At 75.5% G+C, this 12,175-nt stretch carries 15 protein-coding genes and 1 pseudogene; 3 read left to right on the top strand and 13 right to left on the bottom strand.

What is annotated here, in order from left to right; translation table 11 throughout:
* The 4 genes from MPTA5024_RS04900 to MPTA5024_RS04885 form a co-directional block, all read right to left on the bottom strand.
* Positions 1 to 202: FAD-dependent oxidoreductase (locus MPTA5024_RS04900; RefSeq protein ID WP_036320257.1), on the bottom strand; the 202-nt coding region annotated here is incomplete at its 3' end.
* On the bottom strand, positions 199 to 1,062 hold the full coding sequence (gene hpnD, locus MPTA5024_RS04895) for a presqualene diphosphate synthase HpnD (RefSeq protein ID WP_036320254.1): 864 nt from the start codon (positions 1,060 to 1,062) through the stop codon (positions 199 to 201). The genes hpnD and MPTA5024_RS04900, both read right to left, overlap by 4 nt.
* Positions 1,063 to 1,066: 4 nt before the next feature.
* A complete protein-coding gene (gene hpnC, locus MPTA5024_RS04890; RefSeq protein ID WP_157099291.1) occupies positions 1,067 to 1,909 on the bottom strand; it encodes a squalene synthase HpnC in 843 nt (280 codons plus the stop codon).
* 295 nt (positions 1,910 to 2,204) lie between these two features.
* Positions 2,205 to 2,915 carry a polysaccharide deacetylase family protein gene (locus MPTA5024_RS04885; protein ID WP_051457712.1) on the bottom strand — a complete coding sequence of 237 codons (711 nt, stop codon included), beginning with the start codon at positions 2,913 to 2,915 and terminating at the stop codon, positions 2,205 to 2,207.
* A gap of 237 nt (positions 2,916 to 3,152) precedes the next feature.
* Between MPTA5024_RS04885 and MPTA5024_RS04880 the strand changes: the two genes are divergently transcribed.
* Entirely contained in the window at positions 3,153 to 4,295 is a 1,143-nt protein-coding gene (locus MPTA5024_RS04880) for an MGDG synthase family glycosyltransferase (RefSeq protein WP_036320252.1), read from the top strand.
* Here MPTA5024_RS04880 and MPTA5024_RS04875 read toward each other — a convergent pair.
* Positions 4,249 to 5,211, bottom strand: coding sequence for a DMT family transporter (locus tag MPTA5024_RS04875; protein ID WP_198166950.1), 963 nt, complete (start codon positions 5,209 to 5,211; stop codon positions 4,249 to 4,251). The genes MPTA5024_RS04880 and MPTA5024_RS04875 overlap by 47 nt on opposite strands.
* 145 nt (positions 5,212 to 5,356) lie before the next feature.
* On the opposite strand from MPTA5024_RS04875, the gene MPTA5024_RS04870 reads away from it, so the two are divergent.
* Positions 5,357 to 5,821, top strand: coding sequence for an SPW repeat protein (locus MPTA5024_RS04870; RefSeq protein WP_036320249.1), 465 nt, complete (start codon positions 5,357 to 5,359; stop codon positions 5,819 to 5,821).
* A 165-nt stretch (positions 5,822 to 5,986) separates the two neighbouring features.
* A complete protein-coding gene (locus MPTA5024_RS04865; RefSeq protein WP_036320246.1) occupies positions 5,987 to 6,850 on the top strand; it encodes an SDR family oxidoreductase in 864 nt (287 codons plus the stop codon).
* Positions 6,851 to 7,043: 193 nt separating this feature from the next.
* Here the strand turns inward: MPTA5024_RS04865 and MPTA5024_RS04860 are convergent, their stop codons facing one another.
* From MPTA5024_RS04860 to MPTA5024_RS41850, 8 genes and pseudogenes are all read right to left on the bottom strand, one after another.
* Entirely contained in the window at positions 7,044 to 7,247 is a 204-nt protein-coding gene (locus MPTA5024_RS04860) for a DUF3072 domain-containing protein (protein ID WP_036320244.1), read from the bottom strand.
* 69 nt (positions 7,248 to 7,316) lie between these two features.
* Positions 7,317 to 7,856, bottom strand: coding sequence for a hypothetical protein (locus tag MPTA5024_RS04855; RefSeq protein ID WP_063794619.1), 540 nt, complete (start codon positions 7,854 to 7,856; stop codon positions 7,317 to 7,319).
* 141 nt (positions 7,857 to 7,997) lie between these two features.
* The gene (locus MPTA5024_RS04850) at positions 7,998 to 8,579 is read right to left on the bottom strand and encodes a hemerythrin domain-containing protein (RefSeq protein ID WP_036320241.1); all 582 of its coding nucleotides are present in this window, start codon (positions 8,577 to 8,579) and stop codon (positions 7,998 to 8,000) included.
* A 134-nt stretch (positions 8,580 to 8,713) separates the two neighbouring features.
* A complete protein-coding gene (locus tag MPTA5024_RS04845; protein WP_051457711.1) occupies positions 8,714 to 8,968 on the bottom strand; it encodes a GntR family transcriptional regulator in 255 nt (84 codons plus the stop codon).
* 58 nt (positions 8,969 to 9,026) lie between these two features.
* On the bottom strand, positions 9,027 to 10,097 hold the full coding sequence (locus MPTA5024_RS04840; RefSeq protein WP_198166949.1) for a zinc-binding dehydrogenase: 1,071 nt from the start codon (positions 10,095 to 10,097) through the stop codon (positions 9,027 to 9,029).
* Between the two features lie 365 nt (positions 10,098 to 10,462).
* Entirely contained in the window at positions 10,463 to 11,179 is a 717-nt protein-coding gene (locus MPTA5024_RS04835; RefSeq protein WP_036320238.1) for a DUF3618 domain-containing protein, read from the bottom strand.
* Positions 11,155 to 11,553: a phage holin family protein gene (locus tag MPTA5024_RS04830; protein WP_036320236.1), complete on the bottom strand. Its 399-nt coding sequence runs from the start codon at positions 11,551 to 11,553 to the stop codon at positions 11,155 to 11,157. Before MPTA5024_RS04830 ends, MPTA5024_RS04835 begins: the two co-directional genes overlap by 25 nt.
* Positions 11,550 to 12,175 (bottom strand): annotated as a pseudogene (locus MPTA5024_RS41850) (hypothetical protein); the annotation flags it as partial. The gene MPTA5024_RS04830 and the pseudogene MPTA5024_RS41850, both read right to left, overlap by 4 nt.

Raw genomic sequence — 12,175 nt, 5'->3', positions numbered from 1 at the left:
AGCAGCGCAGGAAGACGTGCTGGCCGTTGTCGGCCACCAGGCCGCCGCGGTCGAAGGAGTGCGTGGCGCCGCCCAGCCGCGGCCGCGCCTCGTACACGGTCACCGGCAGGCCCGCCTCGGTGAGCGCGAGGGCCGCCGCGATGCCGGCGAGCCCCCCGCCGACGACGGCGACCGGCGGCGGGCAGGCGTCGCGCCGCCTCATCGGCCGGCTCCCGCCACGGCGCGGGCGGCCACCATCGCCTTGACCCAGGGCGCGAGCGACAGGCGTCCCCCGAGCACGTCCGCCGGGTCGGAGGCGATGCGGCCGAGCAGGCGCCGGTAGATCCCGGCCATCGCCGCGGTGCAGGCGGCGCTGCGCCGGTCGAGCAGGCCGATGAGCCGCATGCCCTCGGCGTACCAGGTCAGCGCCCGTTCGGCCTCGAACCGGATGAGCCGCGTCAGGCGGTCCGGCGGGTCGGTGAAGCGCCCCTCCGCGTCGAGGCCGAGCGCGCACCCGAACCGGCGCAGGTCCTCGCCCGGGAGGTAGACGCGCCCGGCCAGTAGGTCCTCGCCGAGGTCGCGCAGGATGTTGGTGAGCTGGAGCGCCACCCCGAGGGCGTCCGCCAGCCGCTCGGCCCGTCCGCCGCACTCCTCGGCGCAGCCGAACACGCCGAGCGACAGCCGCCCGATCGACCCGGCGACGTCGCGGCAGTAGGCCACGAGGTCGTCGTAGGTCTCGTAGGACGCCCCGGTGACGTCGGCCGTGCATCCGTCGATGAGCTCCTCGAACGCGGGGAGCGGGATGGGGAAGCGGGCCGCCGCGTCGTGCAGCGCGACGAGGACCGGGTCGCCGGGGTCGGGCTCCGCCGCGCGGATCTGCGCGCGGGCCGCGGACAGCGCCGCCAGCCGCCGGTCCGCAGGTCCCGAGCCGTCCCCGATGTCGTCGACGCGCCGGGCGAACGCGTAGACCGCGCTGAGCGCCCGCCGCTTCGGCGGCGGCAGCAGCCGGATGCCGTACGCGAAGTTCCGCGCACGGAGGCGGACGATCCGCTCGCAGTGCCGGTAGGCCTCGGTCGCCGTCACCCGCTCACCTTCCTCTCGCGAGGATCCGCAGCCAGGCGCGCAGCAGAACGGCCCGGCGGGGCCGGACCGCGCGCCCGAGAACGTCGTGGCCGTGTCGTTCCAGGGCCGCGACCACGGCCCGGCCGCCCGCGACGTATCCGGCCACCGCCGTGCGCGCGACGCCGGGCAGCGTGCCGACCAGCGGCGCGCCCTCGTCGAGCAGGTGCGCGGCGCGTCGCGTCTGGAGCGCGACCACGTCCCGCAGCGGCTCCGTGGTGTGCACGGCGGTCAGGTCCGCCTCGGCGCACCCGAGCCGCCGCAGGTCCTCCGCCGGCAGGTAGACCCGGCCGCGTGCGAGGTCCTCGCCGACGTCCTGGCAGTGCTCGAGGATCTGGAGCGCCGAGCAGATCCGGTCGGACAGGGCGATCCGGGCCGGGGTCGCCGCGCCGAAGACGTGGAGGACGATCCGCCCGACCGGGTTGGCCGACAGGGCGCAGTAGCCGAGCAGGTCGGCGAAGGTCTCGTACCGGCTCACCTCCTGGTCGCGGCGGTTCGCCTCCACCAGGTGGTGGAACGGCTCGGCGGGGACGGCGCAGGCGTGGACGGTGGGGGCGAGGACGCGCACCACCCCGAGGCGGGGTGCCCGTCCCGCGTACAGGCGGCGCAGGTCGGCGTCGACCGCGTCGAGCAGCTCCCGCCGCTCGCCCGGCGGGGCCTCGTCGCCGATGTCGTCCACCCGCCGGGCGAAGCCGTAGACCGCGAGGAGGTGCCGGCGGACGGAACGGGGGAGCAGGAGGGAGGCCACCGGGAAGTTCTCCCGGCGCGGGGGTGCCGCGTCGAGGTGATGGAGCGCGGCCTCGGAGGACATGAGGGGAGGATCTCCTACGCATGTGGCTACAAAACACCGCATAAGGGACGTACGGCTTTGCCTGGGTAAGGGTCTGGGACGGCGACGGCCGCAACGGGAGCGGGTTCGTCCGGGGAGGGCAAAAGGCCGGTCGTCCTCTCCGGAGGCTGGGGATGGTGTCCTTTCCCGCCGCTTTTGCCGTACCGGCGGGGGGTAAAAGCTTGCCGCCGTCCCGCGTCGCGGTGTCCTCCCGTCCCCGGGGGTACGACCTGCTGTGGGGCGTGTGCACGACGACAGTACCTGCGGCCGGTGCGGGTCAGGGGACGGCGTGCTCCGCCAGCGGGCCGACCTGGAGACCGGCCGCCCGGCAGCGCTCCACCACCGGCGCGAGGGCCCCCAGCGCCGAGCGCCAGGAACCGGGTGCGGAGGTGTGGTCGCAGTCATGGAGCAGCAGGGTCGAGCCGCCGCGCAGGCCGGGCGCGAGGGCCGCCTCGACCGAGGCGGGGGTGGCGTCCGCCGTCCAGTCCCGGCCCCAGGCCGTCCAGAGGACGGGGCGGAGCCCGTGCCGGCGCGCCGCGATCAGGGCCTCCGCGCTCAGCACCCCGTACGGCGGCCGGTACCAGGCCGGGCGCGTCCCCGTGACCTCGGCGACGAGGCGCGCGGCCCGGCCCATCTCGGCGGTGACCCGGCCCGGACGGCGGAGCAGGGTGGGGTCGTGGCGCCAGCCGTGGACCGCCATCTCGTGACCGGCCTCGGCGATCCGGCGGCCCGTGCCGGGATGGCGTTCCAGCATCTCGCCCAGGACGAAGAAGGTCGCGCGACAGCGGAGCCGGTCCAGCTCGTCGAGGAACCGCGGGGTCGATGCGGGATCGGGGCCGTCGTCGAACGTCAGCGCGACGTGGCCGGGCGCGCCGTCCCCCGACAGCCCGGGCACCCACCGGCGTACGGCGGGCAGCCAGGTCGCGGCGGGCCCGGCGTGGAGCAGGGCGGCCCCGGCCAGTCCGAACGCCAGCGCGGCACGCGTCACCCCTCCAGTGTGCGCGGCCGCCCCGCGACCGTCCCCGCCACCGCCCGGAGTGCCCGCAGTGCCCGCCTCCCTCCGGCCCGGGCACGCGCGTGCCGGTGGTGCCGGCGGCCGGCGGCGGCGCGGACGTCGGACGGCGACGGCGTGGGCGAACGCGCGGCGGCGGCGGAGAACGCGGGAGACCGGTGACGGCGGGGTGCCGGCGGCGGTGACGGCGTATGCGGAAGGGCGGTGGGGTCGATGGCCGCGGAGCGGGACAGGACGGTCCTGATCCTCAGCGCCGGGATGGGCGCGGGGCATGACCGGGTCGCCGCGGAGCTGGCGTCCCGGCTGGCGGCAAGGGGCGCCGGGGCGCGGGTGCTCGACGTGCTCGACCTGCTGCCGCTGAGGCTCGGGGCCGCGCTGCGCGGCGGCTATCGATGGGCCGTCGGCTCGGCGCCCTGGCTGTACGCGCTGACCTACCGGGTCTTCTTCGTCTCCGGCCGGACGCCCCCGGTCTCGCCGCTGACGTCGCTGCTGGCCCGCCGCCTGGAGGAGGTCGTACGGCGCCTGCGGCCGGTGGCCGTGGTCTCCACGTTCCACGTGGCCGCGCAGGCCGCCGGGCACCTGCGGGCGGCGGGCCGGCTCGCGGTCCCCAGCACGGTGGTGGTCACCGACTTCGCGGCCCACCGGCTGTGGCTGCACCCGGGCAACGACCGGTACCTGTGCCCCGACCCCGCCACGGCCGCCGCGGTGTGCGCCGCCACCGGCCGCCCCGCGTACCGCCACGCGCCGCTCGTGCGGCCGGACGTCGCCCGGGTCCGCTCGGACGGTGCCCGCTCGGAGGGGGTCCTTTCTGAGGGTGTCCGTTCTGAGGGGGTCCTTTCTGAGGGGGTCCGCGAACGGCTGGGGGTGCGCCCCGGTGACCGGCTGGTGCTGGTCTCCGCCGGTTCGTGGGGCGTCGGGCGGGTGGAGGAGACGGCCCGCGTCCTGGCCGCGACGGGGCGCCACCTGCCCGTCGTGCTGTGCGGCGCCAACGACCGGCTGCGCCGCCGCATCGAGCGCGCGGGCGCCGGGCTCGCCCTCGGCTGGCGCGACGACGTGCCCGCCCTGCTCGCCGCCGCGTACGCGCTCGTGGACAACGCCGCCGGCCTGACCTGCAAGGAGGCGTTCGCCGCCGGCGTGCCCGTGGTGTCCTACCGGCCCATCCCCGGGCACGGCGGGGACGGCGCCGCCGCGATGGCGCGGTCGGGGCTCGCCCTCTACGCCCGGGACGCGGCCCAGCTGGTCGCCGCCCTGGACCGGCTCGACGGCACGGCGGAGCGGGAGGCGATGGTGGCACGGGCGGCGGGCCTGTTCAGCGCGGCGCCCGCCGAGTCGCTTGTCGCCCTTCCGCCGGAGTGAACGGCGCCTCGCCCTCCAGGGTGGCCGAGCGCGACAGCAGGAGGCTGCCGTACAGGATGAGGGAGATTCCGGCGAGCTCCGGCACGATCCAGGGGCCGGTTTGGATGTCCTCCCCGAACAGGGCCACGCCGTACGCCGTGCTGGCCACGGGATCGGTCACGGTGAGGGCCGGCTGGACGGCGACGAGCGGCCCGCTCTGCAGGGCGTTCTGCAGCAGGTAGAGGCTGGCCAGCCCGGCGGCGACCATGGCGTAGAGCGACCAGGCGCGGGGCAGGTCGGCGAGCCCGGCGGTGGCCAGGGTGGTCGTGCGCTTCATCAGCACCGCCGTGTAGGCGAAGCCGAGCCCCGCGGCGACCCCCAGGAGGACGGCGCGCGGCGCCCCGCCCGCGGCCAGCGCGAGGGCGACGCAGCACGCGATCGCGCCCGCCGTCGCCCCGGCGGAGACGGCCCAGCCGGCCACGCCGGGAACGCGGTCGCCCGGCTCGGGGGACGCGGCCGCGAGGAAGCCGCCGAGACCCGCCGTCAGCGCCCCGATGGCCACCCACGAGGCCGGCTCGATCCGGACGCGGAACACCCGGCCCGCGAGCAGCATCGTGAACGGCAGCTCCGCCACGAGGATGGGCTGCACGAGGGCGAGGCCGCCCGTGGTCAGCGCGGCCGCCTGGAACAGGAACCCGCCGATGAGGGCGCCGATTCCGCCCAGCCACAGAGGGCGCCGGAGCAGGTCCCAGATCAGCCTGACCCGGAACGCCTCCTCGGGGGGCGCCGCCCGCGCGGCGCGGCGCTGCAGCACGGACGCGACGGCGTTCGCCGCCGCCGCCAGCACCGCGAGGAGTATGGCGATGTGCACCGCGCGCCCCGATCCGTCGTCCCGGCCGGACTCTCCGGTAACCGTCCCCCTGTGGCGACGGGTCATGTCACGCGACGCTGCATATCCAATGGGTGTTTAAGGGAGTAAAGCTAATTAAATACCGACTTATTAATCTTTTGGGAGAATAGCGGCGTGGGGTCGGGTACGGGCGCGTTGTCCAACGCAATTCATCTGGAAAGGCGGAACGGACATGGTCCGACCGACCGGCCTAGCGGGCCAAACCGACGTGGCGGAACTACGGCAGACATTCGACCGGGCGGGCTCCACGGCCCCCGCGCAGATCATGGACGGTCTCACGTTCCTGGCGGGGCTCTACCTCGCGATATCGCCGTGGGTCGTCGGGTTCTCCGGCGCCAGGAGCCTGGCGGTGAACAACCTGATCATCGGTCTGGCCGTCGCCGCTCTCGCCCTCGGCTTCGCGTCAGCGTTCGGCCGCACCTACGGCGTGAGCTGGATGACGCCGCTGTTCGGGATCTGGACGATCATCTCGCCCTGGATCGTCAGCGGACGCCCCGCGACCACCGGGACGATCTGGAACAACGTGGTGACCGGCATCCTGATCTTCGTGTTCGGCGCGGGCGCCCTCGCGACGGCGCTGGCGTTCCGCAGGCACCGGCACGGTGAGACGTCGGGCCGCCGGCTCGGCAACTGGTAGCCACGCGCGTGGGCCGCATCCCGGGCCGCCCGACGCTCGTCGCCGGCGGCCCAGCGCGGCCCTCGTCTTTCTCCCGGCGGATCCTCACGGCGGACGGCACCCGTCCGGGCGGTGAGCCGCCGGGACGACCGGTTTGCCCCCGAGGGCCCGGGGTACCCGAGGTGCATGTCCGAGCAGCCGAACAGCACCCCGCCACCGCAGACACAGCAGTACCCGGGCGAGAGCGGGCAGATGACGCCCGAGCCCCGGGACGAGATGCGCGACTACGTGGGCCGCGGCCTGCTGGAGGGCAGACGCGCCCTGGTCACGGGCGGCGACTCCGGCATCGGACGGGCCGTGGCCGTCGCGTTCGCCAAGGAGGGCGCCGACGTCGCCGTCGCGTACCTCACCGAGCACAAGGACGCCCAGCACACCAAGGAGCTCGTCGAGCGGGAGGGCCGCCGCTGCGTGACCATCCCCGGCGACCTCGCCGACGCCCGCCACTGCGACGAGGTCGTCGAGCGGACCGTCCGCGAGCTGGGCGGGATCGACGTGCTCGTCAACAACGTCGCCACGCAGTCGCCCGTCCAGTCGCTGGAGGAACTGTCCGACGAGCAGTGGGAGCGCACCTTCGCGGTCAACATCCACAGCTACTTCCGCGTGACCAGGGCCGCCCTCCGGCACATGGGCGAGGGCGGCGCCATCGTCAACACCTCGTCGATCAACGGCCTGCGCGGCAACAAGACCCTGATCGACTACTCGGCGACCAAGGGCGCCATCAACGCGTTCACGTACTCGATGGCGCAGGTCCTCGTCGACCGGAGGATCCGGGTCAACGCCGTCGCGCCCGGGCCCGTCTGGACGCCGCTCATACCCTCGACGTTCCCGGAGGAGAAGGTCGCGTCGTTCGGGGAGCAGGTGCCCATGGAGCGGGCCGCCCACCCCGACGAGATCGCGCCGTCGTACGTCTTCTTCGCGGCCGACCGCCTCTCGTCGTACTACACGGGCGAGGTGCTCGCCCCCATCGGCGGCGAGACCCTGCCCGGCTGACGACGCCGCGTCCCCCGCGGCTCCGGCCCGCGGGGGACGGGAACCGCCGGGCGGCGCGACCATGGGCGTTCGGGAATCACCGGACGGCGGGGCCGCACCACGGCGAGGCCCCGGGGCGGACATCGCTCCCGGGGCCTCGCCGTGCTCCGGCCCCTCTCGGGCCCGTTCCGCCGCCGTTACGCGCCGGTCCCGCTCACGCGCCGTCCTCGTTCAGGCGGCTGCTGTGCTCCTGCAACTCGTCGATCAGCTTGGACGCCTCGGCCTTGCTGAGCCCCTCCGGCACGTCCCGCCCCGCCTCCCGGGCCAGCGTGCGCAGGTAGGACTCCTGCGGCGCGGTCATCGGCTCGTCGCCGGTCGCCCAGTCCTCCGGATCCTTCTCGACAGGTCCTCGATCCATGACTCCTCCAGTATCGAACCTCCGTTCGCCTACCCGCCCGGCGGCGCCGGTAACGGGCGGGAGCGGAGGTCAGCCGGCGGGCACGTGCCGCACGTACTGCGCCTGGGTGGAGCGGGCCTGCGACTCCCGGCCGGCGCGCCTGTCGAGGGCGCGCGCCGCGAGGACCGCCCCGGCCGCGCACCCCGCGAGCAGCGCCGCCGTCGTGGCGACGATCCCGGCGCCCCCGGCAGGCGCCGCCGCCTCCCGTACGGCGGGCCGGCGCCACGCCTTGAGCCACAGGGCCTCGGCCGCCGCGTCGAGCAGGTACGTGGGCCGGATCCGGCCGACGGGGACGTAGGCCAGGTCGATCGCGAGCAGCGTCGCGGCCGTCGCCATGCCGATGCGCCGGGCCTGCTCGACCCCCTCGGGTGTGGACGCCCCCCGGAGCTGGGTCCAGCCGATGCCCACGAGGAGGCCGGCGACCGTGCGTTCCAGCCACCGGTCGGTCTTCGGGCCGAACACCTTCTCGAAGCTCTCCACGTGCAGCAGCGGCCACATCCCGCCCGCGATGTTGAAGAGCCCGTGGGCGCGGGCGAGAGCCGCCGCACCCCTTCCGTCCTGGATGTCCATAGGCCGTCGATGCCCGGGGCCGAATCCGACAAACCACGCTTCCCGTCGTCCGCGGAACCGGCCCGCACACGCCCGGCCTGCGCCGGCCGCCAGGGTGCGGCCGGCCTTCCGTCGAGGGCCGGTCGCGCTTCCGTCCCGGGCTCAGCCGTCCGTGCCCATGGCCTTACGGATGAGGTCGCGGGTCCTGTCCATGATGGCGACCGGCGGGCCGAGCAGGACGTTCGCCGTCGCCGACTCCACACCCGGGTGCGGACGCGTGGGGGCCATCGCCTCGGCCGCCTTGACGCCGAGGGTCATCGACCGGCGCTCGGCCTCGTTCGTCAGGGCCCGGAGCAGGGTGAACTCGTACCGTTCCTCGCTGCGGGCGTGGGCGAGGACGGCGGCCCGCAGCACCTGGAGGTTCTTGTCGAACTCCGGGTCGTCCGGGCCCAGCTGGTCGAGCCTGTCCAGCATCTCCTTCGCCTCGTGCTCCTCGGCCAGCCGCTCGTCGATCACGTCCTCGCCGCCGTCGAGCACGCGCCGGGCGACGGGGTGCACGATCTCCTCCTCTGCCGTCTCGTGCACGGCGAGCATCCGGACCAGGCGGCGGAACGCCCCGGCCCTGTCGCCGCCCGTCTCGACCTCGTCGAACAGGTCGCGGATCAGGGCGTGCTGGCGCAGCAGAAGATCGACGACGTCCGCCTCGTCCGTCGTCGTCTCCGTCGTGGGCCGGTGGTCGCTCATGGGGGTCTCCTCCGTGTGGACGTCCGCCCCAGCTACCCCGGCCCGTCGCCTGAAACGGCGGAGACGGGGCCGCGTGGGGGCCGGGCTTGCCCTACCGTCGCGGGCGCGTCGCCGTCACACGAGCGGGCGTCGGCTCAGCCGCCGCCGGTCTCCTCGGCGCGCGTCGAGACGTGGGCGCGGCCGTCGTCGCCCAGGTAGACCAGGCCCTCTCCGCTCAGCACGTCGACGGCGCGCCGGACGTCCTCGGGCCGTAGGCCGTGCTCCTCGACGAGGGTCTCCTCCGGCGGGAGCGGGCAGTCGGGCTCGATCCGCCCGTGCAGGATCTCCTGCCGCAGGGCCGCCGCGAGCCGCCGGTATGCCGGGTCCGGTTCATCGGGTTCGTTCGCCACAGCCCGGACACTCCCCCCGGCGCGCCGTCCTAACCCGGCCGGGACGAGCCCTCCGCGGTCAGGGACGGCCGGGTTCGACGACGACCTTGAGGCCGCGGCGGGACACGGCGGCGGCGAACGCCTGCTCCGCCCGCGACAGCGGGAACCGCTCGGTGACGAGCGAGGACACGTCGATCCGCCCGCTCTCGACGAGACGCGCGGCGCGGGGGTAGGTCGCGTTCATCCGGCGGACGAGCGCCAGCGTGAGCCCCTTCCGCCGGGCCAGGGACGCCGGGAAGGACGTCCGGTCGTCGTCGGGGATGCCGGCGAGCACCACGCGGCCGCCCGGCCGGGCGGCGGCGAGGGACGTCAGGACCGCGTCGTCGTTGCCCGCCGCCTCGAACGCCACCTCGGCCCCGGGGCCGGCGAGCTCCTCCCACACCTCCGGGGTCGCGTTCCCGGGTGTGAGCGCGTGGTCGGCGCCGAGGCGGAGGGCGGCCTCCCGGCGGTGGGGGAGGGGATCGACCGCGACGACGGTCGAGGCTCCGGCCAGCCGCGCGAGCTGGACCAGCAGCAGCCCGATCGGCCCGCACCCGATCACGGCCACCGGGGCGCCGAGCTTCAGGTGCCCGAGGTCGGCCGCGTGCAGCGCCACGCCCAGAGGCTCCAGCATCGCCCCGTCCGCGTCGGAGAGCGCGTCGGGCAGCGGGTGCAGCAGGTCGTCCGGCCACGCCATCAGCTCGCGCAGCGCGCCGTCGAGCATGCCGTGCCCGGCGAAGCGCACGTCCGGGCAGAGGTTGTGCCAGCCGGTCCGGCAGGTCGCGCAGACGCCGCAGGGGATGGCCGGGTCGACGGCCACCCGGGTGCCCGCCCGGGGGCCGCCCTCGATCACGCCGGCGAACTCGTGTCCCACCACCAGCGGGCGGCGTAGCGTCGCGTCGCCGATCCCGCCCTCGGTGTACCAGTGCAGGTCGGATCCGCAGAGCCCGACCGCCGTCACCCGGACCAGGCTCTCCCCGGGGCCGGGCACGGGCGTGGGCTCGTGGTGGAGCCGCAGGTCCTGCACACCGTGGAGCCGCGCGGCCGTCATCGGTCCGTCGTCCGCGACGCTCGCGAAGACGCCGGCGGGGACGTCACCAGTGATGCTCACGCAGCCTCCTGTTCCCTGTCCGATACGCGGCGGAACCCGTGGAGTGTCCAAAAGGCCGGGATTCCGGGCGGTGCGCCCACGATGCTAACCCCGCCAAGATCGGGGCCCGAGGCAGGGGTGGCGGCCTCCCGGGCCGTCGAGCAGGGATCCCCGCCGGCCTGCCGCCCCGGCCCGTGCCTTCCGGGGAGGCCAAGGCGGTGGATCCGCGGCGAGGCCCGGCCATCAGGCCAGGTGAATTCGCCGCGAAGGCCGGGCCCTCTGTCCCGAGGGATCCGGGCCGGCCTCCCGCCGATGACTTCACGGGTGAACGCGGCGAAGGCCCGGCCCTCTGCCGAGGTCCGGGCCTCCGATCGGCGGCGCGACCTCTACGGGCGCGCCTGCTCGGTCACCTGGCGTGCCTGGTCGCGGGCCTGCTCACCGGTGGTCCTGGTGGCGTCCGCGGCCGTCTCCTTGACCTCCTGCGCGGCCTCCTTGGCGTCCTGGCCCACCTGCCGCGCCGTCTCCTGCACGACCTGCCGGACCGGCTCCACCACGTCGCCCGTGCGCTCCTTCAGCTGCACGGCCACCCGCTCCTCCGCCGGCGTGCGGGGGATGAGGGTCGCGGCCAGCAGACCGGCGCCGAAGGCGATGAGCCCGGCCGCGAGCGGGTTGCCCTGCGTGCCCTGGAGCGCCTGCTGCGGGGCGGACCTGACGGTCTCGGCCGCCTGCCGCGTGCCGTGCCGGACGGTGTCCGCGGCCTCGGAGGTCGCGTGCCGCACGGTGTCGGCCGTCTCGGCGGTCGCGTGGCGGACGGTGCCCGCCGCGTCGGCGGCGGCGTCGCGCACCGTGCCGGCCGCTCCGGTCGCCGCGTCGCGGACCGTCCCGGCCGCGTCGCCCGCCTGCTCCCGCACTCCCTGGCTCGCGTACGCCGGGGCACCCATCACCTTCTCGCGCATGGTCCGCGCCGCCTCTCGCATCCGATCCGTACGGCGCCGCACGATGCGCGCCGGGCTTGTCCTGTCGGCCAGCCTGTCGACGTCCGCGGCCAGTTCGGCCCGCGTCGCCGCGATCTCCGCTCTCATCTCTTCTGGGCGCGCGCCCATCGCACGTCCTCCTTCAGGGTCTCGACGGTCTGCTGGGGCACCGGGTCGACCTCTCGAATGCGCTCCCGCCCCTTGACGAACAGCACGGCGGCGACGACGCCCCAGACGGCGGCGACGATCAGCGCCGCCCAGCCGAGGCTCATCCAGGCGCCCAGGCCGAACATCACGGCCAGGGTCGCCAGCAGCGCGGCCATGTACCCGGCGAAGCCCGCCCCGCCGAGGAGCCCGGCCGCCCTGCCCGCCTTGCCGGCCTCCTCGCGGATCTCCGCCTTGGCCAGCTCCACCTCCTGGCGGAACAGCGTGGACAGGTCCTCGCCGATCTCCCCGACGAGCCTCCCGAGCGAGGGCTCGGGATCCTGGGCGGGGTGGCTCACCGCAGGTCACCTCCCGTCCCCGGGGCGCGGTCGTCGCGGTCGTCATCGAACTCCGCCTCGTCCCCCGAACGTCCCGCGGTGGCGCCGGCGGCGCCCGTCCCGTACGAGCCGGCGGGCGCGCCGTAGGGCGCCGTCCCCGTCGTGCCGGTCGTGCCGGTCGTGCCGGTCGTGCCGGTCGTGCCGGTCGTTCCGGTCGTGCCGGTCGTTCCGGTCGTGCCGGTCGTGCCGGTCGTGCCGGTCGTCCCGGTCGAGGTGGCCGATCCATAACCGGCCGTCCCCGTGCCCGGTGTCGTCCCGGTGCCCGTCGTCCCGGTGCCCGTCGTCGTACCGGGGGCGGTCCCGAACTCGGTGCCGTACCCGGTGCCGCCCGGGCTCGTCACGCCGCCGGCCCTGGAGCCCGGCGTGGCCTCGTAGCCGCCCGCGGTCCTCGACCGGGTGTCGTACGGAGTCTCGTAGGGGGTCTCGTAGGGGGTCTCGTAGGGGGTCTCGGGCCTGGACGTGTACTCCGGCGTGCCGGTGCCGTAGGCGGAGCCGCCCGGCCCGCGGTCGCCGTACCCGCCGGCCTGGCCGCCCCCGTACGCCGGGGAGCCGCCGCCGGGGCCTGACATTGCCGATTCATGAC

The sequence above is a fragment of the Microbispora sp. ATCC PTA-5024 genome, from assembly GCF_000511135.2.
In the GTDB taxonomy this organism is placed as follows: Bacteria; Actinomycetota; Actinomycetes; order Streptosporangiales; family Streptosporangiaceae; genus Microbispora; species Microbispora corallina.
This window is presented reverse-complemented; position numbering and strand designations above follow the sequence as displayed.